Raw genomic sequence first — 24,467 nt, 5'->3', positions numbered from 1 at the left:
AGAAGAGAAATTTAATATGCAATGCTTATTTGATTTCATTTGAAATTTTAATTTACATCGCTGTCTTCTTTGCAAAATGTTGAAATGAATAGCACCCACTAGGAGTATTTTTCATATCGCCTTCCGTTTGAAGGGAGTGCAAAGGTACAATCGTTTTCTTTAATAACAAGTTTATTCAAAAAAAAGACATCATAACACTTGTAAACTCATTTATAGTGAATAAATTATAGATAGAATAAACTGCATAGTTATTTCAGAAATCATTTCTACAGTAACTTTATTAAGTTTATTTAGACTGTAATCAACTTCATTTATAACCATAAAATTCATTTCAATCTACACATGTTAGATCATTATATTTCGGTAAGAAAACAAACTGAAAACTTTTGCTCACCATTATCAATAGAGGATTATACCCCTCAAGTTGCTTTACATGCCAGCCCTATGAAGTGGCAACTCGGTCACACAACATGGTTTTTCGAAACATTTATTCTAAAAAAGTATGTAGAAGAGTATCAAGAATTCGATGCTCAATTCTCTTACTTGTTCAATAGCTACTATAATAATGTAGGAGATCGTATTGCTAGAAATAATCGAGGAGTTCTTACTAGACCGTCTGTAAAGGAAGTCTATGCTTATAGAACTCATGTAGACCAACATATTTTATCCCTTTTTCAAAATGAACAACCTAAAGAGCTGTTGGATTTACTTGAAATCGGTATTAATCATGAAGAACAACACCAAGAGTTAATGGTCACTGATCTAAAGCTTTTATTTTTCTCACACCCTTTTAAGACTACTTACAAAGAAAATGGAAGCTTATTGGAAGATAAGGTTCACTACTTTAATGAATGGGTTGATATAGATGAAGGGATCTATGAAATTGGTTATAAGGGAGATCAATTCTCTTACGATAATGAGCAAGGAAAGCATAAAGTATATCTACATAATTACTCTATTGCTAAAGACTTAGTCTGTAATGAAGACTTTATGGCGTTTATAGAAGACGGCGGCTACCAACGGTTTGACTTATGGTTGGATGAAGGTTGGAGCTGGGTTCAAGAAAATCAAGTCAACGCCCCTCTTTATTGGGAAAAGAAAAATGAGGAATGGTATCAATTCACATTAGGAGGAATGAAAAAAGTTAATCCTAAAGCTATTCTTTCACATATCAACTTTTATGAAGCTGAGGCTTTCGCCCGTTGGAAAGGCATGAGGTTGCCGACTGAATTTGAATGGGAAGTCGCTGCGGAAAAATTTGAATGGGGAAAAAGATGGGAATGGACAAACAGTGCCTACTTACCTTACCCAGGGTTTAAAACAGCAGATGGGGCTTTAGGAGAATATAATGGAAAATTTATGATCAATACTATGGTACTAAGAGGAAGTAGTGTAGCCACATCTCCAAATCATAGTCGAAAAACATATAGAAATTTCTTTCATCCACATTATCGTTGGCAATACGCAGGTATTCGTCTAGCTAAATCTCTTTAACGATTAATTATCAGAATTATGATCAGTGAAAAAACATTATTTGCTCAACATGTAGAAAAAGGGCTTTCAGATGATAAGAAGTTTTTATCTTCAATGTATTTCTACGATAAAAAAGGTGAAGCCCTTTTCCGTCAAATCATGAAGTTGGACGAATACTACTTAACCGACTGTGAAATGGAAATTTTGCAATCACAAGGGAAAAATATTGCCGAGATATTTGATGATGGTGAATTAGAAATTATTGAACTAGGCGCTGGTGATGGTATAAAAACCAAGGAACTTCTTAGAAACTTTGATTTCAATCAGATCACTTACAGACCTATTGATATCAGTCAACAAGCGATTATTGATATCACTGATAAAATGAATGAATGGCTTCCTGCTCTCAAGGTAAAAGGTATTTGCGGTGATTATTTCAAAATGATCAAAGATTTTAAGACAGATAAAAGAAAGCTCATTTTATTCCTAGGTTCAAATTTGGGGAATATGACAGATGAACAAGCAAAAGGGTTTATCGGACAACTTCATCATGTAATGAACTCTGGTGATAGTATTTTATTAGGTCTAGATTTAATTAAGTCTGAAAATATTGTTCTACCTGCCTACAGTGATAATAAAGGAATCACTGCAGAGTTTAACCTAAACTTATTACACCGTATCAATAAAGAACTGGGTGGTAATTTCAAATTAAAAGACTTTTCTCATTTAGCGACATATAATGAGAAAGAAGGTATTGCCAAAAGTTATATCAAAAGCTCCAAGAATCAATCGGTCTATATCGAAGAAGTAGATAAGGAGTTTCATTTCAAAAAAGATGAATTAATTCATACGGAAGTAAGTAGAAAATATGACTTGGATATCATTCGAAACATTATTGAGGGCACTTCATTCCAATTGAAGCATCAATTTACAGATCATAAACATTACTTCACTGATCTGATTTTAACGAAGAGTAATTAAAGAAATCTGTTTCGGTGTTGATCATTTAGTAACTTTGTTAGTTCAAATTATAGATATAAATAGAACTTCATGTACAGTAAAGAAGAACATTCAAGATTACGGGCTGAATTTTGGACACAATTCGGTAAGATGCTTAAACCTTTTAAATCCGAAGAAGGAAAAAGGATCAACTGGACCAACTATAAGACAGGTGTAAAAAATGTCTTCTTCAAAATGGATGCAGATAAGAAGAAATGCAGCATTGGTATCTATATCACCCATAAGGATACGGAAGTTCAAGAGTTATTCTATGATCAATTTATTGATATGAAAAGTTACCTTCATTCTATACTTGAAGAAGAATGGACTTGGGAACTACATGCACAGAACGAACAATACCAAACCATTTCACGAATCTATATCGAAAAAGAAGGAGTGAATATGTTCAAACCAGAAGATCAACCTGAAATCTATGAATTCCTTAAACCTAGAATTTTAAAACTTGATGAATTCTGGAGAGATGTGAAAGAGATCTTTCAAGAACTTTACAAATAAAAAAAGCCGATAAAAGAGTAATTACTTTTATCGGCTTTTTAATTCTATTGATGACACTTATGCATCGTACACTACAGAATAGTGAGGATCGTGATCATGATCAATTTCAATATGAGATTTTGCTTTCGCTAATAAGTCTACACAATCTTGACTTAAATGTATGAAAGTTACATTCTTTCCGTACTCTTCATATTTCTCATTGATTTTATTAATTGCTTCAATACCTGATAAATCGGCAACTCTTGACTCAGAGAAGTCGATAATTACTTCTTTTGGATCATTTTTAAAATCGAATTTTTCGAAGAAGTTGGTAGCTGAACCGAAGAATAATGGTCCGTAAATTTCATAATGCTTACGACCAAACTCATCTGTTTTCTTTCTTGCTCTAATACGTACAGCATTTTCCCATGCAAATGATAATGCTGACATAATAATACCAATCAATACAGCTACAGCTAAATCTTCAATTACAGTTACTAATGAAACAGTAATTAATACTACAACATCAGTTTTTGGAACCTTATTTAATATTCTAAAGCTTGACCATTCAAATGTACCGATGGCCACCATAAACATTACCCCTACTAAAGCTGCAATTGGAATTTGCTCAATGATTGATGAAAGGAATAATACAAATGATAATAATGCCACAGCAGCAATAATACCAGACCAACGTTGACGAGCACCTGATTGGATATTAATCATTGACTGTCCAATCATAGCACAACCACCCATACCTCCTGTAAATCCAGAAATAATATTAGCAATACCTTGAGCAATTGATTCTCTGTTACCACTACCTCTTGTTTCTGTAATTTCGTCGATCAATGTTAGGGTCAATAAACTTTCGATTAGACCAACACCTGCCACTTTAAGTGAGAATGGAAGAATAATCATTAATGTCTCCATATCAAAAGGAACATCTGGCATAATTAAAGAAGGAAGACCACCTTTAATAGAAGCCATATCACCAACAGTTGGTGTATCAATACCTAAACCAATAGCAATAGCAGATACAGTTACGATAGCCATTAATGGTGAAGGAATCACTTTTGTCAATTTCGGGAAGAATTGAATCACCAACATTGCAAGAATTACTAGCCCTAACATTACGAATAATGGAGATCCTGTTAAATATTCTCCATCAATCATAAACTGGCTAAACTGAGCTTTAAAAATTACGATAGCTAAACCATTGACAAAACCCAACATCACTGGATGTGGTACTAAACGAATGAATTTACCTAATTTTAAAGCACCTACTACAATTTGAATTAATCCTCCTAAAATAATTGCAGGGAATAAATAGTCTACACCTTTATCAGCAATCAAAGGCATTACTACAACAGCGATCGCTCCTGTTGCACCTGAAATCATACCTGGTCTACCACCTAATACAGCAGTAAAAAATCCCATCACTACTGCAGCGTAAAGACCAACTAGTGGTGAAACTCCTGCAATAAAAGAAAAGGCAATTGCCTCTGGAACTAAAGCAATAGCTACAGTTAACCCCGACAGAATCTCTGTTTTAAAATCTGTCCCCTTTAAGCTTAATTGTAAATTTTGTTTCATTATTGTGCTCACAATGAGCAATTGAAAGTTTGAGAAGATTGTTGTTACATGTTACTATCAGTGATCAATAAGTTTGAAATGAACATCGCTGATAGTTATATATTTGATATCCTGTATTGTGTTATCTAACAGAATAAAGTAGTTCTTTTGAACAGAAAATCACATTGGACCAGTCCTTTATAATTGTTTTAGATTATCCATAAAAAAATGGAACGAACGCAAAAGTATCATTTTCTGCATTCATTCCATAATTTATTAACCTTTATAGATGACTGTATCTTAGCTATTTAAGATTTCCACCATCTTATTTAGTTCAACATCAAGCGGTTTTTTCTTATTGATGGCATCATCAAAACTTGTATATGTTACTTGGTCATTGATAATACCTGACATTACATTTGACTTTCCTGCGATCAAACCTTCTACAGCTGCAATACCCATACGGCTTGCTAGAATTCTATCTAAAGCACTTGGTGCACCACCTCTTTGGATGTGACCTAAATTAGAAACTCTGATATCAAGATTTGGCATTGCTTCTTTTGCTTTTTGAGCAATAAATGTAGCATTACCAATCTCTTCACCTTCAGCTACCACAACAATATGTGATGGTTTCTCATTTTCTCCACCTTTTTTAAGGTTTTCGATCACCTCGTCAATAGAATCTGGAATTTCAGGTACAAGAATATCTTCTGCTCCACCTGCAATACCTGATTGCATAGCGATAAAACCAGCATCACGTCCCATCACTTCTACAAAGAATACTCTATCATGAGAAGCTGCTGTATCTCTAATTTTATCGATAGCGTCTAATGCTGTATTTACGGCAGTATCAAAACCAATGGTATAATCCGTACCGAATAAATCATTATCAATAGTACCAGGACACCCGATTGTTGGGATACCAAAGTTTTCCATTAATAATTTAGCACCTGTAAACGTACCATTTCCACCAATTGCAATTAGTCCTTCAACTCCTTCAGCGATTAAGTTATCGTATGCTTTTTTACGCCACTCAATATCTCTGAACTCATCAAATCTCGCAGATTTTAAAATAGTACCACCCTGCCCGATAATATTACTAACAGAATGAGAAGTCATTGGTACAAAGTCGGCATCCACCATACCTTTGTAACCTCTACGTACACCAATTACTTCAATACCATGATAAATTGCAGTTCTAACAACGGCTCTTACACAAGCATTCATGCCCGGTGCATCGCCTCCTGATGTAAATACGGCTATCTTTTTCACTAATTCACTTTTTTATTTACTGTATAATATGCTTTAAATTACTTCTTAAAGTCATCTTTAATCACATCAATAGCTTTAAACGATGTCTTCACACCTTTAATTAATGAAGAACTAAAACCTTGATGTTCCATTTCATTTAATCCAGCAATCGTACACCCCTTTGGTGTCGTTACTTTATCAATTTCATGCTCTGGATGATTTCCTGTTTCCATTAGTAGTGAGGCTGCTCCTTTTACAGTTTGTGCAGCAATTAGTTGAGATACTTCAGCTCCAAATCCGATTTCAATACCTCCTTGAGATGCTGCCCTGATAAATCTCATGGCATATGCGATACCACATGCACCGAGTACTGTTGCTGCTGCCATTAGGCTTTCATCAATTATAATTGCCTCTCCTAATTGTGAGAACAAATCTACAATCATTTCTTTTTGATCAGCCGTACCATTCACTGTTGCAATACAAGTCATCGACTCTCTGATAGCGATGGCAGTATTTGGCATAGATCTGAACACGGGTTGTTCATCACCTAATACAGAAGACATGTCATTTAAAGAAACACCTGTTACTACTGAAGTAACGATTTGCGATGGAAGAAGGTTTGGTTTTATTTCTTCCATTATAGATTTTATTTGGAAAGGCTTAATCGCCAACACTATTAAGTCTGCACCTTCCACAGCACTTTTATTGTCACTACTTACCTTAACCCCTTTATCAGACAGTTTTTTAAGAAGTTTAAGGTTCCTTCTTGTGACGGTTAGGTTTTCTGCAGCAATATAATTACTTGCAATAAGTCCTTCAGCAATCGCTTGTCCTAGATTACCTCCACCGATAATTGTAATCTTTTCTGGCTTCATTTGTCGAGTATGTTAGTCCTAAAATTAGAGCGTAAGTTACGATCTTTTTAGGATAATGTGATACAACTCAAACTAAGTATCCCTTACAACTATTGGTATAAACAAAAAAGTCATCCGATATTAAATTATTGGATGACTTTTTTTATGATTATGATCTTGTATCAGTAGCATCTCTGCCACCAAATAAAGATTCTACAAATTCCATTTTTCTAAAGGCTTGTAGATGATCAACTCCTTCGCCAACACCAATATATTTTACTGGTATTTTAAATTCGTCTGATATTCCTATCACTACGCCTCCTTTTGCTGTTCCATCAAGCTTTGTGATTGCAAGTCCACTTACGTCTGTTGCTTTCATAAATTCTCTAGCTTGATTTTGTGCATTCTGACCTGTTGATCCATCTAAAACTAAAATTACATCATGCGGTACTCCAGGAGCAACTTTTTGCATTGACCTTTTAATTTTAGAAAGCTCATTCATCAAATTCACTTTATTATGTAATCTACCTGCTGTATCAACGATAATAATATCAGCATTTGACTCAACTCCTTTTTTTACAGCTTCAAAAGCTACTGAAGATGGGTCAACATTCATTCCTTTGGCAACTACATCTACTCCTGTACGCTCTCCCCAAAGTTTTAATTGGTCTACTGCTGCTGCTCTAAATGTATCTGCAGCTCCTAAAACCACTTTATAACCTTTGGCTTTAAACTTTGCCGATAGTTTACCAATTGTTGTTGTCTTACCAACACCATTAACTCCTACTACCAACATAACATAAGGTCCTTCGATACCTTCAGGGATTGAGAAGCCATCAACATCCTGACTTTTATTCTCATCTAATAACCCTGCGATTTCTTCATGAAGAATCTTATTTAGTTCTTTTGTATCAACGTATTTGTCTCTTTCAACACGAGCTTCAATACGTTTGATAATTTTCAGTGTAGTTTCAACCCCTACATCTGAAGTAACAAGAATTTCCTCCAAGTTATCAAGAACATCATCATCAACTTTGGATTTCCCTGCAACTGCTTTTGTGATCTGATCAAAGATTGATCCACGAGATTTTTCCAACCCTTTATCAAGGTTATCTTTTTCCTCTTGAGTTATCTCAGTCTTACCAAAAATTTTTTTAAAAAAGCCCATTGTTTATGATGCGTTAATTCTAAATAAATGAGGATTATAAATACTTACTTCACTAGGTAAAAATAACGTTATAAAAGTTAGAATCCCAATTGTTTGCAAGTAAGTATTTAGAAGTGATCTTCCTGTACTAATAATCGTAAACTTTTAACATTGATTTGAAATCAAATCAACATTGAGGTTCTTATTTAGTGTAAAAAATCACATTATTAATGATAATAAAAAACCCCGCAATCATGTTGCAGGGTGTTTTTCGAAAGAATAAGTATGTAAAGAAATTACTTAGCTAAGTAATCTTTCACTTGATCTTCCATGATAATCTCTTCTTTGAACGTGTAAGCACCCGTCTTTGGAGATTTCACAGCTTTCACTACTTTAGCGTACTTTACGCCACCTTCTTTCTTAAGTGTTGCTACTACCTTCTTAGCCATAATTACTTAATTTCACGGTGAATAGTGTATTTCTTTAGAACCGGGTTGAACTTACGTCTTTCCAAACGATCTGGAGTGTTCTTACGGTTTTTTGTTGTGATGTATCTTGAAGTACCTGGTTGACCAGATGCTTTGTGCTCCGTGCACTCAAGAATCACTTGTACTCTGTTGCCTTTCTTAGCCATTACTTATAATGTTGTGGTAAGTGATACCAAGTTAAACCAAGTTTAATTAGAAAGTTTTACCTTCTTTACGTGCTTTTTTCAACACAGCAGAGATACCGTTTTTGTTGATTGTTCTTAAAGCACTTGAAGAAACTTTTAGCGTTACCCAACGATCCTCTTCAGGAATGTAAAAACGCTTTTTGTGCAAGTTAGGGAAGAACTTACGTTTGGTCTTATTGTTTGCGTGAGAAACATTATTACCAACTCTCGTTCTTTTACCTGTAATATCGCAGATTTTAGACATCTTTATATATATTTAATTAACGAGTCCGCAAATATCTGAATTTTCAGCTAAAAGTCAAATAATCAGATACTTAGGATATTATAAGTTTCAAATTCATTAACGATCAGAGGATCATCAGAAAATTTTATAGATAAAAAGAAACCTTCTACGAAGACTTAAACATAACTATCAAGATATTTATACTCAAGTCAACAAAGAAGGTTTCATTACTATGAGCCTCATACCGGAGTCGAACCAGTGACCTACTGATTACAAATCAGTTGCTCTACCAGCTGAGCTAATGAGGCAGTACCATATTTCGTCTTTAACCCAGCGCCGAGTTTGTTTCCAAACTGCCTGACTCCAAGACTTGAGCCTCATACCGGAGTCGAACCAGTGACCTACTGATTACAAATCAGTTGCTCTACCAGCTGAGCTAATGAGGCTTTTCAAATCAATCCGTACGTATTACGAATGTTTGATTAAAATATCGAGCCTCATACCGGAGTCGAACCAGTGACCTACTGATTACAAATCAGTTGCTCTACCAGCTGAGCTAATGAGGCTTGTATTTTAGTATTTTAATACGATTGCACGTCTTGCAAAAGTTGTGAGCCTCATACCGGAGTCGAACCAGTGACCTACTGATTACAAATCAGTTGCTCTACCAGCTGAGCTAATGAGGCCTTTTGCTCTTTATAAAAACACCCGTTTTCATTAAAGCGATGCAAATATAGATTCTTAATTTTAATTACACAAATTAGATTAGTTTTTTTTTACTTTGTAGAGAAATAATTTGCATTTATTCAGGAAATGAATCGAAAATGAACAAAATAAAGCAGTTTTTAAAGCAAAATGCATCGTCATTTTCTGTCGGTGGTGGCTTAAGTATACTCCCAATTATTACTAGTTCAAGCATCGTTAGCTTAGCTTATACCTACGAATCGGAGATACTAGCTTTCCCATTTTCTTATTGGGTAATGTTCTTTATTATTACTAGTATCACTATGGCATGTGCTCTAACACCTACCACTTTTATCGCATTACTCACTGGGTATTTTCTTGGTTGGGAAGGATTATTTGGTGTTATCCCCTCTTATGTCATAGCATCTGTTATATGTTATCATCTAGTAAAATGGATCGATCAAGGAAAGTTTGCTTCTTCATTAGAGAAATATCCGATAGCAACGGCAATAATAAATACGGTACATAAGTCGCCCATCAAGATTGTAGCTTTTACTAAAGTTTCTCCCATCTTACCATTTGCATTAAGTAATCTGATGTTAGCTTGGGCGAAAACTCCTTTAAAAGAATTCGTTATTGGTTCTTTCATTGGTATGCTACCAAGAACAATTGTTTCTGTATGGGTAGGTAAATCTATTGTAGAAATACAGGATCTCTCCAATGTGAATAGTAATACTATCGTTCAGTTAATCATAGGAGGACTTATCATAATATCGATTGTTGGTCTCACCAGAGTTTTTAGTAAAAATATTCAACGAGAGCTAGAAGCTAGTAAACAAAAAGACCACTCCTAATTCAATATTAAGAGTGGTCATTCTAAAGTAATATCTTACTTACAGGAAATTAACTTCCGTATCTTGCTTGAAAATCTTCATACATTTTAATGTATTGTTCATCTCCATTTGACAGTTCAATTGCTTGCTCATAAGAAGTTGAAGCATTCACAATAAAACCTTTATCTTCATAAAACTTTGCTAAGATCAAGTGACCAATAGCAGTATCATTTGCCTTTAATTGCTCTAAAGCTTTATCTGTTTGAGCATCTCCTCCATCTTTATGCACTTCGAATGCATAAACATCTGAAGCGATTTTATGGTTATCTGCATCTTCTACATAGTAGAATAAATACTTTTGATCTTTCAGCTCCGGATCATTTAAATCCAATGCGTAAGTCGTTCCTGTTACTTCTTTCTCGATAAGCACATGTTGCTTACGATCTTTAATAAATAATTTAAACGTTTTATCCTTCTTTTCAACACCTTCTTTCATAGCCCATGTTAAGTTAACATTAGACTTGATTGCGTTAGAGTTGATTGGTACATAAAAGAAGATCGGCTTTTTCTTTAATGACCTAGTTACAGATCCATATTTTGCTTGAGTACTTGCATTAGCTGTAGAACCTGTTAATTCATCCTTGATGAAGTCAACATATTTTGAAACAAGATCATTGTCCTGATTAGATAAGCCTTTTTCTAAATCAGCAACATTATACGTCCCTGGCTTTTTTAATTCCAAAGTACCTCCTGCGATATATGCTAACCCTAAATAGGGTGTACTTCCTTTAATGTCAATAGTAGTTCCGGATAAAATCATATCACCAGCATGGATATTTTTTCCGTTTGATGTGATCTCTCCTTTCGCCCCTAATACCATAAACTTTGCTTCTTGAGCATAAGCAAAAGGTATTGAAATTAGAACAAAAAGAAAGCTTAGTAATTTGATTTTCATAGTATTATAAGATATTATTTTCTTCAGAAGTTCGTGATTAAATCATCCGTATTATTACATACGTTGATTAACATTAAAAGTTATTTGCAAATTAATAAAAATCACTATTTTTTCCATTTATCCTTTGCTTTGAAGAACATACGCAAGACTATCTCTGCGAATATTTCAATTAAATCCCCGGAAAGTAGAACTACCAGAAATAGCAATGCGAAGTTTGCATGGTACCTAAATGAACCAAATAATAACATAGTCATTGATAAAATGATAATCGCTTCGAGTAACTGAATTGATTTCGTAATCGCATTATACCAAATGGCTAAATTTCTATTTTCAACAATCCACATAAAAATGATAGCATTCAAGTAACAGACTAAAAATGCCAAGACATAACTTAACCAATCTGGCATCATATCGATATAGGTTTCATTTAATATCATGGAAATAATATTAGCATGAACCACTACCCCAAACATATCAGGATAACCTCTACCTACAACATTATTATTTAATGGCGTATAGAATTTATCTGCATCCCAGTGTCTATCTGTATATCCATCTCCCATATACCCTAACAGAACTATTTTATCTTTCACAATCTCAAAGGTTCTATTAGGATCTTCAAAATCAGAAATATCAAGTTTGATAAATTTATCTAAGTTGCCTTTAAAGTAGATCGATTCCACTTGATTATTTCTAGCTAAAAATTTTTCTGTTTTTTCTGGAGCAAACTTTTGAGCAAGCTTGACAGATAAAGCATATTCCTTCTTTCCATCTACTTCAATATAGGTAGGAAAGTTTCTCCAAGTGGTAAAATCTTCATCGGTAAGAATACCTGTATATACATGACCATGATCCGTTCGAGCAGCAAAAGGTGCGTAAGGCATTACTAGAGTATCAAACTCGTTTCTATTGAGATCCCAATCATCTGGCATTGTTGCCATGACAAAAGAATTTCCAACTTTATTTAATGCTTGTGCTAAAAGAAAGTCTCCAGCCGGATCTTGAGGACGGGGGCCAACAAATGTTGCATCTATTCCCATCACTTTAGGCTTACCTTCTGATAACCTTAAAATACTTTTTGCAATTCCTTTTCGATCTAAGTTACCAATATTCACCAAGATAACTTCATCTTCAAAAGATTCAGATTGTTGACTTCTTAATTTTGAGTAATAGACATCTGTCAACTCAAAGTTTTCGAATACTTGTTCAAAAACATTGATGAGCTCCACTTGAATGTTTGAAGCTTGAAGTGCCCACATAAATAGAAAGATAAAGACAGTTCCTAAAAAAGCTTCTTTATTAATTAGTCTTATTTTGGTCATATCGAACAGGTTGTCATAGTAGATGATGTAGGAAAATAAAGTGCAAAAAAAATGCCTTTGTTCACATAACGTCAACAAAGGCATTTTTAATCTATAGTAAAGTACTTTTTATTCTTCAATATATAAATCTATACTCCCATCTGAATATTTTTCTACTAAAACTCCATCTTTTAGTATTTCAGCATGATCAGAAATTATAATATTTCTTTCAATAGGTTTTCTTTTAACCTCAGATTTTGCCGTGCTTTTAATATCTACTAACATTAATAGTATAAACAGCAAAGGAACTATGTAGTATAAATTTCTCATAAAGCGAACATTAATCCACTTTATTAAACTATAAATAAGACAGTTACGTTCGGTTATCGAACATAATAATTCTTAATTCACAGGAATAGATTTGATAGATTCTGAAGGTAAAGAAGTGGTTAGAGCAAACCATTTCTTATTACTTAGTAATGAAATTTGATAATATTTCTGTCCCCAGCTAACTAACCCATTTATTTTATCTACGCCTAATAATTTATCTTGTGATACAATGACATAATCAATTCCAAGATCTTTTATCGAAGTATATTTACCATATATACCAATTGTTCCACCTGGTTCATAAATCCCCATTTTCCCTCCTTTCTCCCATACATACCAATTACCAAAAGAAGTCCTTTCGATGGCTTCATATTTAAAAGGAATAACCACTTCTCCATTTCTATCAATCACTCCCCAATAGCCATTCTTTTTTGCTTTGGACATATTATTAATCAAAGGAAATAATTCTTCATATCTTGGTTGTAGATAAATTCGATCCTCTTTATCAATAAACCCCCATTTATTATTTAGTTGAAAAGGAGCCACACCTTCTGAAAAATGCTTTACAGCTTCATATTGAATCGTTAAACGCATTCTACCTAAATAGTCCATAAAACCATATTTATCTCGCATTTTCACTTCAGTGAATCCTTCATGAGGTACACCTACTTCTTCATACATTTGATAAGCATTTCTTTTAGGTTCTCCTTCATCATCATAAACATCTTTATAGAGCCAAGTACTATCTATATACATGTTTACTCTACCTTCATCCAGATTAGAAAACTCCAAAGAATCATACAGTGTATTTAAACAAAGTTCTCCTTGGTTCGTCAATAACCCATATTTCCCTCTCTTTTTCATGATGACATATCCATCCTCAAAAGATTCTACTGTTGCGTCATCAGTTCTATACCATTCATAGCCTTCTGCACTTAGTGTTCCCCATTTTTGATTGTCTTCGAAATAATACAAACCTTCAGAAATGGTTTTCAGTCGGTCAACTACGGGAGAGATCACCCATTTTCTATTCAAATCAATTACTCCATAATAATCATTCGTTCTCACAACAGCATAGGGACCAACAAATGATTCAGCATCGGTAAATTGAGGAGAGATCCACTCTTTTAAGTTGCTATCCAAATAACCATACCTCCTTGCTTTTCTTACTAAATATTTTCCTTGAGAATATTCACCTACCATATCATAATTATGGTACGTAATATTTTTCCCTTTGTGGTCATATATATCTGTAAAGTTCGTCTCATCCAATGTCCAATAATGCCCTGTAGGCATTCTTTTGATATTATTGAACTTCAATGGTATAATTAGTTTGCCATAAGTATCACAAACGCCAAATCTATTTTTCTTCTGAACTATGGCCTGCCCATTGACAAAATCGCCAACAACATCATAAAAATTAAAGAATTGATTTCTTCCATGAATAGTCGCCACACCAACTTTATCTTCTACAAAATACCGAATTAACGTATCTGAAGCATATTGAATACTATCACAGTTCCATGTAGAAAGTGATGTTCCATCTAACGTACCTAAAACATAAGTTGGGTAAGTATCTACAATACAAGTAGAATCGGTAAATGAAATAGATTTATATTTCACTTCATATTCAACAACAGTTTGATTATCCAGTAAACCTTTTCTACCATTAATATCTAAAAGTAACTTTTGGGGCTGATGTAACCACTTCCATGACGTATACCTTTCTTTTGAATAAGGAGTGCCATCATGATATACCAACTCCCATTCCCCTTTCTGATTCATTGCTGCTAACAGCTTCGGACCAGCCCATTGAATACTAATATATTCTATTGGCAGAATGGTATTCCCTTTAAAGTCTATTACTCCCTGTAATCCATTACTCGATGCAACCAACATTTCTAAATTACCAGACATCATCTTTAATTTAGAAAACGTTAAAGGTACTATTTCTTTACCTGATGTATTCATGGCACCAAACCTGCCGTTTTCACTGATGATAGAAATTCCATTAGTGAAATAATTGATCGTTTGATATTTTGGTGATACAACTTCCTTTCCTTTTGTATTAATAAGTCCCCACTTTCCATTCAGTTGAACTCCTATCAATTGTCCATAAAAAAAAGGTTTACTTTCAGGGTTAGCGTCATCAGACCACCCCATATCATCATAAAATATATCGGTTAAGATCTTACCTTTAGAATTTTGTAATTGATAACCTTCAATAGTTTGAATGATCTCTTGAGCCAATAACTCCTGACATCCAAACATTGATAATACCAGTACTATTTTTAGAATTTGATTGATCATTCTTGATTTATTTCACTCCACACGATAGAAAAACGTCTTTAATAGACTGATAAGTATTTTTCCATACTGTAGTTTTAATTTTTTCGATATTCATCCAATGAATTTCTTCAATTCCCTCTTCTTGCTGAGGAACTAAGGTTACTTCATGGTTTTCATTTAATTTTAGTTTATACCAATAGGTGTGTTTCATTACATGCTTTCCTTTATAAAGGTAAGTATGAAATGTTTCTATCAATAAATGTTCAATAGTAGACTTTACTCCTGTCTCCTCTTCTACTTCTCTAACTGCACATTCCTCTATAGTCTCCCCTTTATCCAAATGACCTTTAGGTATATCAAAAATGCCATTTCTTTTAATAACAAGGAGCTCATCATTCTGATTAAATACCACTCCTCCACCTGCAATTCTTACCTGGAACTTCTCTAATAGTTGCTTCTTTGTTTCCTCTAGGTTTATTGTGTAAAATAAATATTTTGGTTGCCCTACTGTATCATTTTCAGCCGCAGACTTATAACGTGACCAAACTGTTTCTGCAGAGGCATTTCCAAAAATAACAAACTGATGTTCCTTTGGGTGCTTATTGTGTACAGCTCTTATTTCAAAGTAGATTTTTCCTGTATAGAAATGCATTGTGGGTATCAAATAAGGATGAAAAAAAAGAGTTGAACAAACAATGCTCAACTCCTTAAAAGTATATTTTATACAAGAAATTAGCTTGCAATTTCTTTTTGGTAATCTTCGCTACTCATTAAACCGTCTACTTCAGCAGCATCGTTTAATTTGATTTTGATCATCCAGCCTTCACCGTAAGGATCTGAATTCACTAATTCTGGAGCTGAATCGATAGCTTCATTGACTTCAACCACTTCACCTGATACAGGCATGAACAAATCAGAAACTGTTTTTACAGCTTCTACTGAACCAAACACCTCACCTTCTTCCACTTCTTCGTCAAGAGCAGTAATATCAACAAATACGATATCACCTAACTCACTTTGAGCAAACTCAGTAATGCCGACAAAAGCAAATTCACCTTCTACACGTACCCACTCGTGGTCTTTTGTATACTTTAATTCTGCTGGAAAATTCATGGTCTTTATTAAAATAAATATGTGATTTATCTATGGTCGTCTACATTGACGAATAATTTTGCCCAAATAAACAACGAAAGAAAGATATATACAATGTTTATTTACAGTTTAAATCAATTTTAAAATACTACAAAGAGTCCTTCTCAAAAAAATGTAGTGTATCACCTACCGTAAGTGAGTAATTCTCTACCAGAATTTCATTAATACTTGGGTTCATATCCTTCTGAAGCAGAATTTTTTCATTTACGGGTAAAATCAGACTTTTTTCTAAATGATAAGTAGTATCTTCATAGAAAAGATCTAAAGAAAGGTGTACCTTTTTATCGTTTATAGAATCAAGATTTTGTAATTTTAAAATTGCATAGGTTTTTAGAACAGCTCGAGGTGTTTTCTTAAGAACTTCTAAAGACACTTGATTTTCTAAAGTGATTTCTTTCCACTCGGTATCGATACTTATTGCTTTTTCTTGACCATAAATTGAAATTGATGGTATTGAGAAGCAAAAAATTAAACAGAAAAACACTTTAGGTATTAAATTGCACTCCCATTGTAGATTTACAATTTTGTAAATACGAAAAACAAAAGATTTTATGACATTAAAGTCAGTCGCGATCCTTGGATCTACAGGATCAATCGGTACACAAGCACTTGATGTAATACGAGCAAATACTTCATTATTTTCTGTAAGCATTCTATCTGCGGGAAATAATGTTGAACTACTTATTCAACAGTGTATTGAATTCAAACCAAAATACGCCATAATTGGCAATAAAGATAAATTTTCACAACTGAAAGAAGCATTAATTGATACTGAAATAAAAGTTTTAGCTTCTGTAGATGGTATTTGTGAAGCTCTTGAAAACGCTACTTCAGATATTGTTTTAACAGCATTAGTGGGTTATGCAGGACTAAAACCTACGTTAACTGCCATTGATCAAGGAATTACCATAGCATTAGCTAATAAGGAAACTTTGGTGGTAGCAGGCGAATTGGTCACTCAAAAAGCTAAGGAGAAAAATGTAGCGATAATTCCAGTAGACTCTGAACATTCTGCTATATTCCAATGCCTAGTTGGAGAAGAACAAAACCCTATTGAAAAAGTTATTCTAACAGCTTCTGGAGGTCCTTTCAGAGGAAAGAAAAGAGAAGATCTATTAGAAGTTACAAAAGCCCAAGCACTCAAACATCCTAATTGGAGCATGGGAGCTAAAATAACTATCGACTCTGCTTCATTAATGAACAAAGGATTAGAAGTTATTGAAGCAAAATGGTTGTTCGATGTTTCAGGCGAACAAATTGATGTAGTTGTACACCCTCAATCCATTGTACATTCATTAGTACAATTTAATGACGGAAGTATTAAAGCTCAATTAGGTTTACCCGATATGAAGCTACCAATTCAGTATGCATTAGGATACCCTAATAGACTTCCTTCAGATTTTGAAAGGTTTAACTTTGCAGCATACCCTACTTTAACTTTCGAAGCTCCAGATAAAGAAACTTTTGTAAATCTTGAATTAGCTTACAAAGCTTTAGAACAAAAAGGTAATAGTGCTTGTATATTAAATGCAGCAAATGAAATTGCTGTTGATAGATTTCTGAATGACGAAATAAAGTTTCTCGATATTGCGGGTTTAAACCAATATTGCATGGAGAGTTATCAGTTTATTGCTAATCCAACATATGAAGATTATGTTGCAACTGATGAAAATGTAAGAGAATTAGCTAAAAATTGGACTAATAAATAATTTTTATCACCTGAAGACAGGTTTTATAATGATTAGATAAAATCTGTGTGTTAATTTATAGAATGGAAGGACTTGTAATGGCCGCTCAGTTATTAGCGGGATTATCAATTTTAGTTGGAATACATGAGTTTGGGCATTTTGCGGCAGCCAAATTCTTTAAAATACGTGTCAATAAATTTTACCTGTTTTTTGATTTCCTATTCCCATTTCCCAACTTATTAAAATTCTCAATCTTCAAATTGAAAAGAGGAGATACTGAGTATGGCTTAGGATGGTTTCCAATGGGTGGTTATGTTGATATTGCAGGAATGATTGATGAATCTAAGGGTGCTGACGACCTAGAGAGTGAGCCTCAACCTTGGGAGTTTAGAACAAAACCAGCATGGCAACGATTAATTGTAATGCTTGGAGGTATTATAATGAATATCATTACAGGTATTCTTATTTTTATCGGTATCTCTTATTCTACAGGCGAAAGATATTTACCTATTTCTGAAATCAATAAATATGGTATTTATGCCTCAGAACTTGGAGAAAGAGTTGGCTTAAAAACTGGAGATAAAATCATTAACGCCAACGGGCAACCTGTCAAGCAATTTAGAGACATTGTTGATCCTAATTTTCTTCTTGAGCAAAATAGCTATTTAACTGTTGAGCGAGAAGGTAAAGAAGTAAGGGTAGATATCCCAAAAGAAATGATTGAATGGATGAGTGAAGACGAATATAAAAAAATGTCTTACGTCTACCCAAGAGATCCATTTATTGTAAAGAGAGTTCTACCTGGTACACCTGCAGACAAAGGAGGATTACAACCTAAAGACGTTCCTGTAGCTATTAATGGTAAAGAACTTCCTTACTTCAATGAATTTAGACAAGCTTTAGCTCCATTATCAGGAAAAGAAATTACACTTACTGTCTTAAGAAATGAACAACCTGTTGACCTTAATATTAAAGTTTCTGATGAAGGTACACTAGGTTTCGAAATGAACTCTAGATTAAAAGCAGAGTACAAACAATATACTTTCTTAGAAGCAATCCCTGTCGGTACTAAGGATGCATTTAATGTAATTATTGTACAAATAAAAGCATTCGGTAAGTTATTCCGAGGTGAAGTTTCTGCAAGTAAATCTGTAAGTAGCCCAATCGGTATCGCCGAGGTTTATGGTGGTACATGGCATTGGTTACAGTTCTGGACAATCACAGGTATGCTATCAATGGTACTTGCGTTTATGAACTTCTTACCAATTCCCGCCTTAGATGGTGGACATGTGGTTTTCCTAACTTATGAGATTATCACTGGTAAAAAACCTTCTGAAAAGGTACTAATGGTTGCTCAACAAATCGGTATGTTAATCTTATTATCGATTATGGTATTCGCATTTGGTAATGATATCTTTAAATTAATTTCGAGATAAATATTAAGTATCATAAATGAAAAAGCCACTCTAACATCATATTGTTAGAGTGGCTTTTTTATTTATTTATAATCAAATAGTGTTGATCTCATCTTAAGTACTTTTGCTTCAGTATCTACTAAATAATAGATGGTTTCTGCAATGTCTTTTGTTATTCCTAATAGCTCTGCTGCTTTTTCAGTTGCTGCTTTTTCCTTCTCAGGAAAGTCTTCATCAGCATTTGCCATTTTAATAGCATTATAGAGAAGTGTTCTTTGGAAGTTGATAGAGACATCCACTTTCAAATTATTCAATACTTCTTCTAAATTTCCATTTAGGTAATCAAAACTTAAAACATCTTGTGCTATTGCCATCGGTGTTTCTGACACTTCACAAAACTGATTCAAATACCAATCTTTCTCTGCTTCTGAAACTATTCCATCTGCTCCTGAAATTATCATTAGTGCATAACCATAATTTCTTTGAGTCTCCTCACTTGTAAACCTTACACCAAAAGTATTTCTTTCTAATACAGAAGCTGGTTTCATGTTTAGAGAAGCTAAATCTTGAATTGGATGAGCCTCGTCGTCTTCCAACTCAAATAACGATTTACGAATCATCTCTAACGACTTCTCTGTATTTACTAAACCTTCTATTGTTTTAGCTATAAAGAATGGCACTCCCAATAATTCTGCAGCTTTTGCAACAGCCTCTTTTTCTTCTTTTGCATATACCATATCTGCTCTTGCCATCATCACTGCATCATATACCAATGTTCTTTTGTAGTTCATAGGTACATCAATATCTAAAGAAGAAAGCAATTCAGCCAAGTCTACATTTTTAAAATCAAAAGACCTTACCTCTTCTACTTGTTCCTCCGTAGCTCCGACAATATTAAGAAAGTCTTGGAACACCCAATCCATTTCTTCATCGGACACTTCACCATCAGCTCCTGCTATTGCAAGAAGGGCTTTTACATAATCGAGCCATGATGAAGAAGGAACATCTTTACAAGATAGTATTAATGTAGCCAGAGGTGAAGCTTGTATTACCTCAGTTTTGATATTAAGATTAGACATGTTGTAGTATAAATTGTTAATTCCTACCTCAATTTATACTTTAAGAGGTAGTGCTAGATGTATTGATTTATGACTTTTAATAATTCAACTTCTGGAATTACACCGGCATTTCTCCAAAGGATTTTCCCTTTATGGAATAATATTAATGTTGGAATACTTTTCACATGATATTTCAACATTGCTTTTTGGTTATTATCCGCATTCACCTTTACAATTTTTAATTGGTCTCCCATTTTATTTTTAATGGAACGGATGGTAGGGGCAATCATATGACATGGTTGACACCAATCGGCATAGAAGTCAACTAATACAGGTACTTCCGAATTCTGAATTAAGTTAGTAAATTTTGACATAAGGTAAATAAATTAAATTTTAAATACTCTGTTAAGTGCTTTCATTTTTATCAAATATCAAAGATTAAAAACGAATATCAAATGAATATAGTTTCATATATACATATAATAGAATAAAAGAAAAGCTTCTACCACATCTTGTGTGATAGAAGCTAACTTATCATTTTAAAGAAATTTCTTCATCATGATGATCAAAGAACTTGTATTCAGATAAGCCTAATGACGAATCTTCGAAGATTTTGATCCATTTGAAATGTTTCAAGAACCATTTCATTCTGCGAGAAGGAAATCCTCCTGTAAAGTAAGCATAGAGATAAGGATGTACTCCTAGTTTTAACTTTTGATCGTTTTGGTTCTCTATCAGGTATAATACTTCTGCCTCGATTTGATCGGCGATAGCAATAGATGCCGTGATTTTACCCGTTCCATTACAAGTTGGGCACTTCTCTTTAGTAACAATACTTAATTCAGGTCTTACACGCTGCCTTGTAATCTGCATTAAGCCAAATTTACTCAATGGCAATACTGTATGTTTAGAGCGATCTGCTTTCATCTCCGTCTTCATGTGCTGATACAATTTCTGTTTGTGTTCAGCTTTCTTCATATCAATGAAGTCAATGACGATGATGCCTCCCATATCACGTAGACGTAACTGACGGGCGATTTCTGTTGCAGCCTCTAAGTTAACGTTGAATGCAGTAGCTTCTTGATTATTCTCTGCATTCGACTTATTTCCACTGTTAACATCAATAACATGTAGTGCTTCGGTGTGTTCAATCACCAAATACCCTCCACTTCCTAAGCTAACAGTTTGTCCAAAGAGTGTCTTTAGTTGCTTTTCAATACCTGTGTGTTCAAAAAGCTTGGTCTTACCAGTATAATGTTTTACAATACCGGTCTTGTCTGGTGCGATTTGTTGTATAAATCGACGAATTTCTTCGTAAACTTCTTTATCATCAACAGTAATATTGTCAAATGATTCATTAAGGATATCCCTCAACATTGAAGTTGCACGATTAATCTCGCCAATAACTTTCTCTCTAGGTTTAGCTACTTTAAGTTTTTCAACACCTTCTCCCCATTTTGTAACAAGGTCTCTTAAGTCTTTATCCAACTCAGAAACTTCTTGTCCCTCTGCAACAGTTCTGATAATTACACCAAAATTCTCAGGTTTGATAGAATTGACAAGCTTAAGAAGTCTTTTTCTTTCACCTGCATCAGTGATTTTCTTTGAAATATTGACAGTATTACTAAATGGAACGAGAACTAGATATCTTCCCGCTAAAGAGAGTTCACATGATAATCTTGGGCCTTTAGTCGAAATTGGCTCTTTTACTACTTGTACTAAAATCTTTTGATTTTGTTTTAGTACTTCATTGATTTTTCCGAGCTTATCAATTTCAGGTTCTAAACGGAACTGCTTTAGGTTTTCAGACACATGCTTGTGATGTTTACCTTGAGCCAGTTTGATATACTTTAAGAGAGATCTTACTTTAGGACCTAAATCCAAGTAATGTAGAAAAGCATCTTTGTCGTATCCAATGTCAATGAATGCAGCATTTAGACCTGGAACTACTTTTCTTACAACTCCCAAATAGATATCACCTACTTGAAACTTAGTTTCATCATTATCATAATGAAGTTCCACCAGACTTTTATCTCGCATGAGAGCAATTCTAGAGCCTTCCGGCGTTGAATTGATAACTAATTCATTACTCAACTCAATAAAAGTTTAAGGTTAACAATAAAATATATTTAACATACATAAAAATGCATGCGTATCTACGTTAAGATACTTCACTTTACTAAAATAAGGAAAAACCTTGTCCTAGATTCACTAGAGCAAGGTTTTTGTAAGTTGCGACTAGAACATTACTTTTTCTTGTGTCTGTTCTTTCTAAGTCTTTTCTTTCTCTTGTGAGTCGCAATCTTATGTCTTTTTCTTTTCTTACCGCAAGGCATATTCTTACAGTTTATATTGTTTGAAATCTTTTCACTTATTCGATTAGAAAGTATGCAATATACCTTCCAAACGAGTGCGCAATTTAAATATAAAATAGGAGAAAGACGAATTTAATTTGATTTTTTCTCCACTTATTTACATTAATTATCCCATTCCGCTAAATATTGGGTCGAAGAGACGCGAATTTCCTCAGTATCAGCATTTTTATTGATGTATTTCATCTCCTCTAATGCAGCTTTATCTTTACCAGATTGCTTCAGTGCCATCGCCAAATAAAATCTAGATTCCAGGTCATTTGGATCTAAATCTTTCAACTTTTCAAACCTTGTTACTGCTTTATCATATTGTCCTGATTGCATAGATAAAATACCTAAACTTGATAAAGCTAGCCTATGGTTGGGATCCTCTGCAATCACTTCTCTGATCTTCATAATTCCTTGCATTGGTGATGATGAAACAACATAAGTCATCCCAATTTTCACTTTTACATCCAAGTCCTCTCCATGCTTTTTGAGGTAATCCTCATAATTCTCTCTAGCCAACTTAGCCATGCTTGCTGATTTTTGCTCACTCATAGCAAAAGTAAATGCTTCGTAGTAAGCATCTGCACCTTCTTTTAAGTCGTCTATATTATTTGTTTGACCGTACAAAGCAAGTTTCCATCCTCCTGCTTGGTCAAATTTATTCATACGATATAAGATATCAAATGCTTCATCTGCTACCTTTGCTTTATTTTGGTTGGTGTTAGCTGTAGAAAATGCGTGTTCTAGTGAATCTAAAGTTCTCTGTGTATCCGCTGGTAATTTATCATGTGCCATGTTCATATTAGCATCTTGACTATGATCATGACCGTCACCTTCTGTATGTTCGTGTTCAGCCTCAGAAGTGTTTGTTGTTTGTGCGACCGCCTCTGAATTATCAGTAATTACAGCCTTTGGTAAAAATGCAAGGATAGCTATCATAACGACACCTGCTCCTATCAATATATACTGTTTATTTCCCATATATTATTTGAGATTAAAAAAAATGTCCATACCTAGATAGGCATGGACAATTTATGCATTTCATTGCAATAAAGATTAATTTTCGTTGATTAAACGAACTTTATCACTTCCTTTAATTTTTTCTACAAACTCTTTCGAAGGTTTGAAGCTAGGAATAAAGTGCTCAGGAATTGGAATAATCTCACCTCTTGAGATATCTCTACCTTTTTTGCTAGCACGCTTTTTATTCACAAAGCTACCAAAACGACGGATATAGATATTATTACCTTCAGCCATTTTGTCCTTCACAACGTTAAAGAAGTCTTCAAGAACTTGACCTACAATTTCTTTATCTACTTCTACCATTGTCGCTGCGTTCGAAGTCTGTGCCTCTTGACGTTTCTCAATTTTTCTGAGAATTTCTGTGATTACTTCTGCTTTAGTCACTTTAGTAATATTTTATATTTATAAGATTTAAACCATCGTTATTCAAAAAACATCAAAAGAATAACTTATTGAATAACAGAGGGCTGTTAGCCTAAATTATTGTTACAAAGGTAATAATCAATACGTTAAAATAATAGTACTTTTTCATTATAAAGCACTGATTAACAAATTATTAGATATTTTTCACCCAAATAAAAAAGGTTAGCCAACATCTTGTGTTAACTAACCTTCTATATCTAATGAATGTGGCGCCGACTTACTCTCCCGGGGGTTAACCCAGTACCATCAGCACTGTAGGGCTTAACTGC

General features: G+C 33.9%; 25 protein-coding genes and 4 tRNA genes. 6 read left to right on the top strand and 23 right to left on the bottom strand.

What is annotated here, in order from left to right; translation table 11 throughout:
- The first annotated feature begins 342 nt into the window (after positions 1-342).
- The 3 genes from egtB to HGP29_RS27690 all read left to right on the top strand — a co-directional run bounded on the left by egtB (position 343) and on the right by HGP29_RS27690 (position 2,988).
- Positions 343-1,494, top strand: a complete 1,152-nt coding sequence (gene egtB / locus HGP29_RS27700; protein ID WP_168885724.1) for an ergothioneine biosynthesis protein EgtB — start codon at positions 343-345, stop codon at positions 1,492-1,494.
- 18 nt (positions 1,495-1,512) lie between these two features.
- On the top strand, positions 1,513-2,454 hold the full coding sequence (gene egtD / locus HGP29_RS27695) for an L-histidine N(alpha)-methyltransferase (RefSeq protein ID WP_168885723.1): 942 nt from the start codon (positions 1,513-1,515) through the stop codon (positions 2,452-2,454).
- A gap of 69 nt (positions 2,455-2,523) precedes the next feature.
- Positions 2,524-2,988, top strand: coding sequence for a DUF4268 domain-containing protein (locus HGP29_RS27690; RefSeq protein WP_168885722.1), 465 nt, complete (start codon positions 2,524-2,526; stop codon positions 2,986-2,988).
- Between the two features lie 57 nt (positions 2,989-3,045).
- On the opposite strand, the gene HGP29_RS27685 is transcribed toward HGP29_RS27690, so the two are convergent.
- From HGP29_RS27685 to HGP29_RS27635, 11 genes are all read right to left on the bottom strand, one after another.
- Positions 3,046-4,560, bottom strand: coding sequence for a SulP family inorganic anion transporter (locus HGP29_RS27685; protein WP_168885721.1), 1,515 nt, complete (start codon positions 4,558-4,560; stop codon positions 3,046-3,048).
- A 279-nt stretch (positions 4,561-4,839) separates the two neighbouring features.
- Positions 4,840-5,811 carry a 6-phosphofructokinase gene (gene pfkA, locus HGP29_RS27680; RefSeq protein ID WP_168885720.1) on the bottom strand — a complete coding sequence of 324 codons (972 nt, stop codon included), beginning with the start codon at positions 5,809-5,811 and terminating at the stop codon, positions 4,840-4,842.
- A gap of 38 nt (positions 5,812-5,849) precedes the next feature.
- Positions 5,850-6,665, bottom strand: coding sequence for a pyrroline-5-carboxylate reductase (gene proC, locus HGP29_RS27675; RefSeq protein WP_168885719.1), 816 nt, complete (start codon positions 6,663-6,665; stop codon positions 5,850-5,852).
- Positions 6,666-6,813: 148 nt separating this feature from the next.
- Complete coding sequence (gene ftsY, locus HGP29_RS27670) at positions 6,814-7,812, bottom strand: signal recognition particle-docking protein FtsY (protein WP_168885718.1); 999 nt, start codon at positions 7,810-7,812, stop codon at positions 6,814-6,816.
- Between the two features lie 275 nt (positions 7,813-8,087).
- Positions 8,088-8,240, bottom strand: a complete 153-nt coding sequence (locus HGP29_RS27665) for a DUF4295 domain-containing protein (RefSeq protein ID WP_084005937.1) — start codon at positions 8,238-8,240, stop codon at positions 8,088-8,090.
- A gap of 2 nt (positions 8,241-8,242) precedes the next feature.
- Entirely contained in the window at positions 8,243-8,425 is a 183-nt protein-coding gene (rpmG, locus tag HGP29_RS27660; protein ID WP_044212429.1) for a 50S ribosomal protein L33, read from the bottom strand.
- A gap of 46 nt (positions 8,426-8,471) precedes the next feature.
- Positions 8,472-8,708 (bottom strand): 50S ribosomal protein L28, encoded by a 237-nt coding sequence (gene rpmB / locus HGP29_RS27655; protein ID WP_168885717.1) that lies wholly within the window; start codon positions 8,706-8,708, stop codon positions 8,472-8,474.
- 214 nt (positions 8,709-8,922) lie between these two features.
- A tRNA-Thr gene (locus tag HGP29_RS27650) sits at positions 8,923-8,995 on the bottom strand.
- Positions 8,996-9,060: 65 nt separating this feature from the next.
- Positions 9,061-9,133 (bottom strand) — tRNA-Thr (locus HGP29_RS27645).
- Positions 9,134-9,180: 47 nt separating this feature from the next.
- Positions 9,181-9,253: transfer RNA gene (locus HGP29_RS27640), tRNA-Thr, on the bottom strand.
- Between the two features lie 47 nt (positions 9,254-9,300).
- Positions 9,301-9,373 (bottom strand) — tRNA-Thr (locus HGP29_RS27635).
- 138 nt (positions 9,374-9,511) lie between these two features.
- Here HGP29_RS27635 and HGP29_RS27630 point away from each other — a divergent pair.
- Entirely contained in the window at positions 9,512-10,225 is a 714-nt protein-coding gene (locus tag HGP29_RS27630; RefSeq protein ID WP_168885716.1) for a TVP38/TMEM64 family protein, read from the top strand.
- A gap of 49 nt (positions 10,226-10,274) precedes the next feature.
- On the opposite strand, the gene HGP29_RS27625 is transcribed toward HGP29_RS27630, so the two are convergent.
- The 7 genes from HGP29_RS27625 to HGP29_RS27595 form a co-directional block, all read right to left on the bottom strand.
- Positions 10,275-11,159, bottom strand: a complete 885-nt coding sequence (locus HGP29_RS27625) for a hypothetical protein (protein ID WP_168885715.1) — start codon at positions 11,157-11,159, stop codon at positions 10,275-10,277.
- 104 nt (positions 11,160-11,263) lie between these two features.
- Positions 11,264-12,481: a CHASE2 domain-containing protein gene (locus HGP29_RS27620; RefSeq protein WP_168885714.1), complete on the bottom strand. Its 1,218-nt coding sequence runs from the start codon at positions 12,479-12,481 to the stop codon at positions 11,264-11,266.
- Between the two features lie 108 nt (positions 12,482-12,589).
- Complete coding sequence (locus HGP29_RS27615; protein WP_168885713.1) at positions 12,590-12,790, bottom strand: hypothetical protein; 201 nt, start codon at positions 12,788-12,790, stop codon at positions 12,590-12,592.
- A 72-nt stretch (positions 12,791-12,862) separates the two neighbouring features.
- A complete protein-coding gene (locus HGP29_RS27610) occupies positions 12,863-15,100 on the bottom strand; it encodes a WG repeat-containing protein (RefSeq protein ID WP_168885712.1) in 2,238 nt (745 codons plus the stop codon).
- A 7-nt stretch (positions 15,101-15,107) separates the two neighbouring features.
- Positions 15,108-15,731 (bottom strand): NUDIX hydrolase, encoded by a 624-nt coding sequence (locus tag HGP29_RS27605; RefSeq protein WP_168885711.1) that lies wholly within the window; start codon positions 15,729-15,731, stop codon positions 15,108-15,110.
- 80 nt (positions 15,732-15,811) lie between these two features.
- Positions 15,812-16,192, bottom strand: a complete 381-nt coding sequence (gene gcvH / locus HGP29_RS27600; protein WP_168885710.1) for a glycine cleavage system protein GcvH — start codon at positions 16,190-16,192, stop codon at positions 15,812-15,814.
- A gap of 127 nt (positions 16,193-16,319) precedes the next feature.
- Positions 16,320-16,715 (bottom strand): hypothetical protein, encoded by a 396-nt coding sequence (locus HGP29_RS27595; RefSeq protein ID WP_168885709.1) that lies wholly within the window; start codon positions 16,713-16,715, stop codon positions 16,320-16,322.
- Between the two features lie 67 nt (positions 16,716-16,782).
- Here HGP29_RS27595 and dxr point away from each other — a divergent pair, with 67 nt between their 5' ends.
- Positions 16,783-17,940 (top strand): 1-deoxy-D-xylulose-5-phosphate reductoisomerase, encoded by a 1,158-nt coding sequence (gene dxr, locus HGP29_RS27590; RefSeq protein ID WP_168885708.1) that lies wholly within the window; start codon positions 16,783-16,785, stop codon positions 17,938-17,940.
- Positions 17,941-18,002: 62 nt separating this feature from the next.
- Complete coding sequence (rseP, locus tag HGP29_RS27585) at positions 18,003-19,355, top strand: RIP metalloprotease RseP (RefSeq protein WP_168885707.1); 1,353 nt, start codon at positions 18,003-18,005, stop codon at positions 19,353-19,355.
- 62 nt (positions 19,356-19,417) lie between these two features.
- Here rseP and HGP29_RS27580 read toward each other — a convergent pair whose 3' ends face one another.
- The 5 genes from HGP29_RS27580 to HGP29_RS27560 all read right to left on the bottom strand — a co-directional run bounded on the left by HGP29_RS27580 (position 19,418) and on the right by HGP29_RS27560 (position 24,159).
- Entirely contained in the window at positions 19,418-20,413 is a 996-nt protein-coding gene (locus HGP29_RS27580) for a tellurite resistance TerB family protein (RefSeq protein WP_168885706.1), read from the bottom strand.
- Between the two features lie 53 nt (positions 20,414-20,466).
- On the bottom strand, positions 20,467-20,766 hold the full coding sequence (gene trxA / locus HGP29_RS27575) for a thioredoxin (protein WP_168885705.1): 300 nt from the start codon (positions 20,764-20,766) through the stop codon (positions 20,467-20,469).
- Between the two features lie 160 nt (positions 20,767-20,926).
- A complete protein-coding gene (locus HGP29_RS27570; RefSeq protein ID WP_168885704.1) occupies positions 20,927-22,486 on the bottom strand; it encodes an Rne/Rng family ribonuclease in 1,560 nt (519 codons plus the stop codon).
- Positions 22,487-22,869: 383 nt separating this feature from the next.
- Positions 22,870-23,733 carry a tetratricopeptide repeat protein gene (locus tag HGP29_RS27565; protein WP_168885703.1) on the bottom strand — a complete coding sequence of 288 codons (864 nt, stop codon included), beginning with the start codon at positions 23,731-23,733 and terminating at the stop codon, positions 22,870-22,872.
- Between the two features lie 75 nt (positions 23,734-23,808).
- Positions 23,809-24,159: an HU family DNA-binding protein gene (locus HGP29_RS27560; protein ID WP_257794016.1), complete on the bottom strand. Its 351-nt coding sequence runs from the start codon at positions 24,157-24,159 to the stop codon at positions 23,809-23,811.
- Between the last annotated feature and the right edge of the window lie 308 nt (positions 24,160-24,467).

It is taken from the genome of Flammeovirga agarivorans (assembly GCF_012641475.1).
Lineage (GTDB): Bacteria > Bacteroidota > Bacteroidia > Cytophagales > Flammeovirgaceae > Flammeovirga > Flammeovirga agarivorans.
Note: the sequence above shows the minus strand (reverse complement) of the source record. Positions and strands in the feature narration are given on the sequence as shown.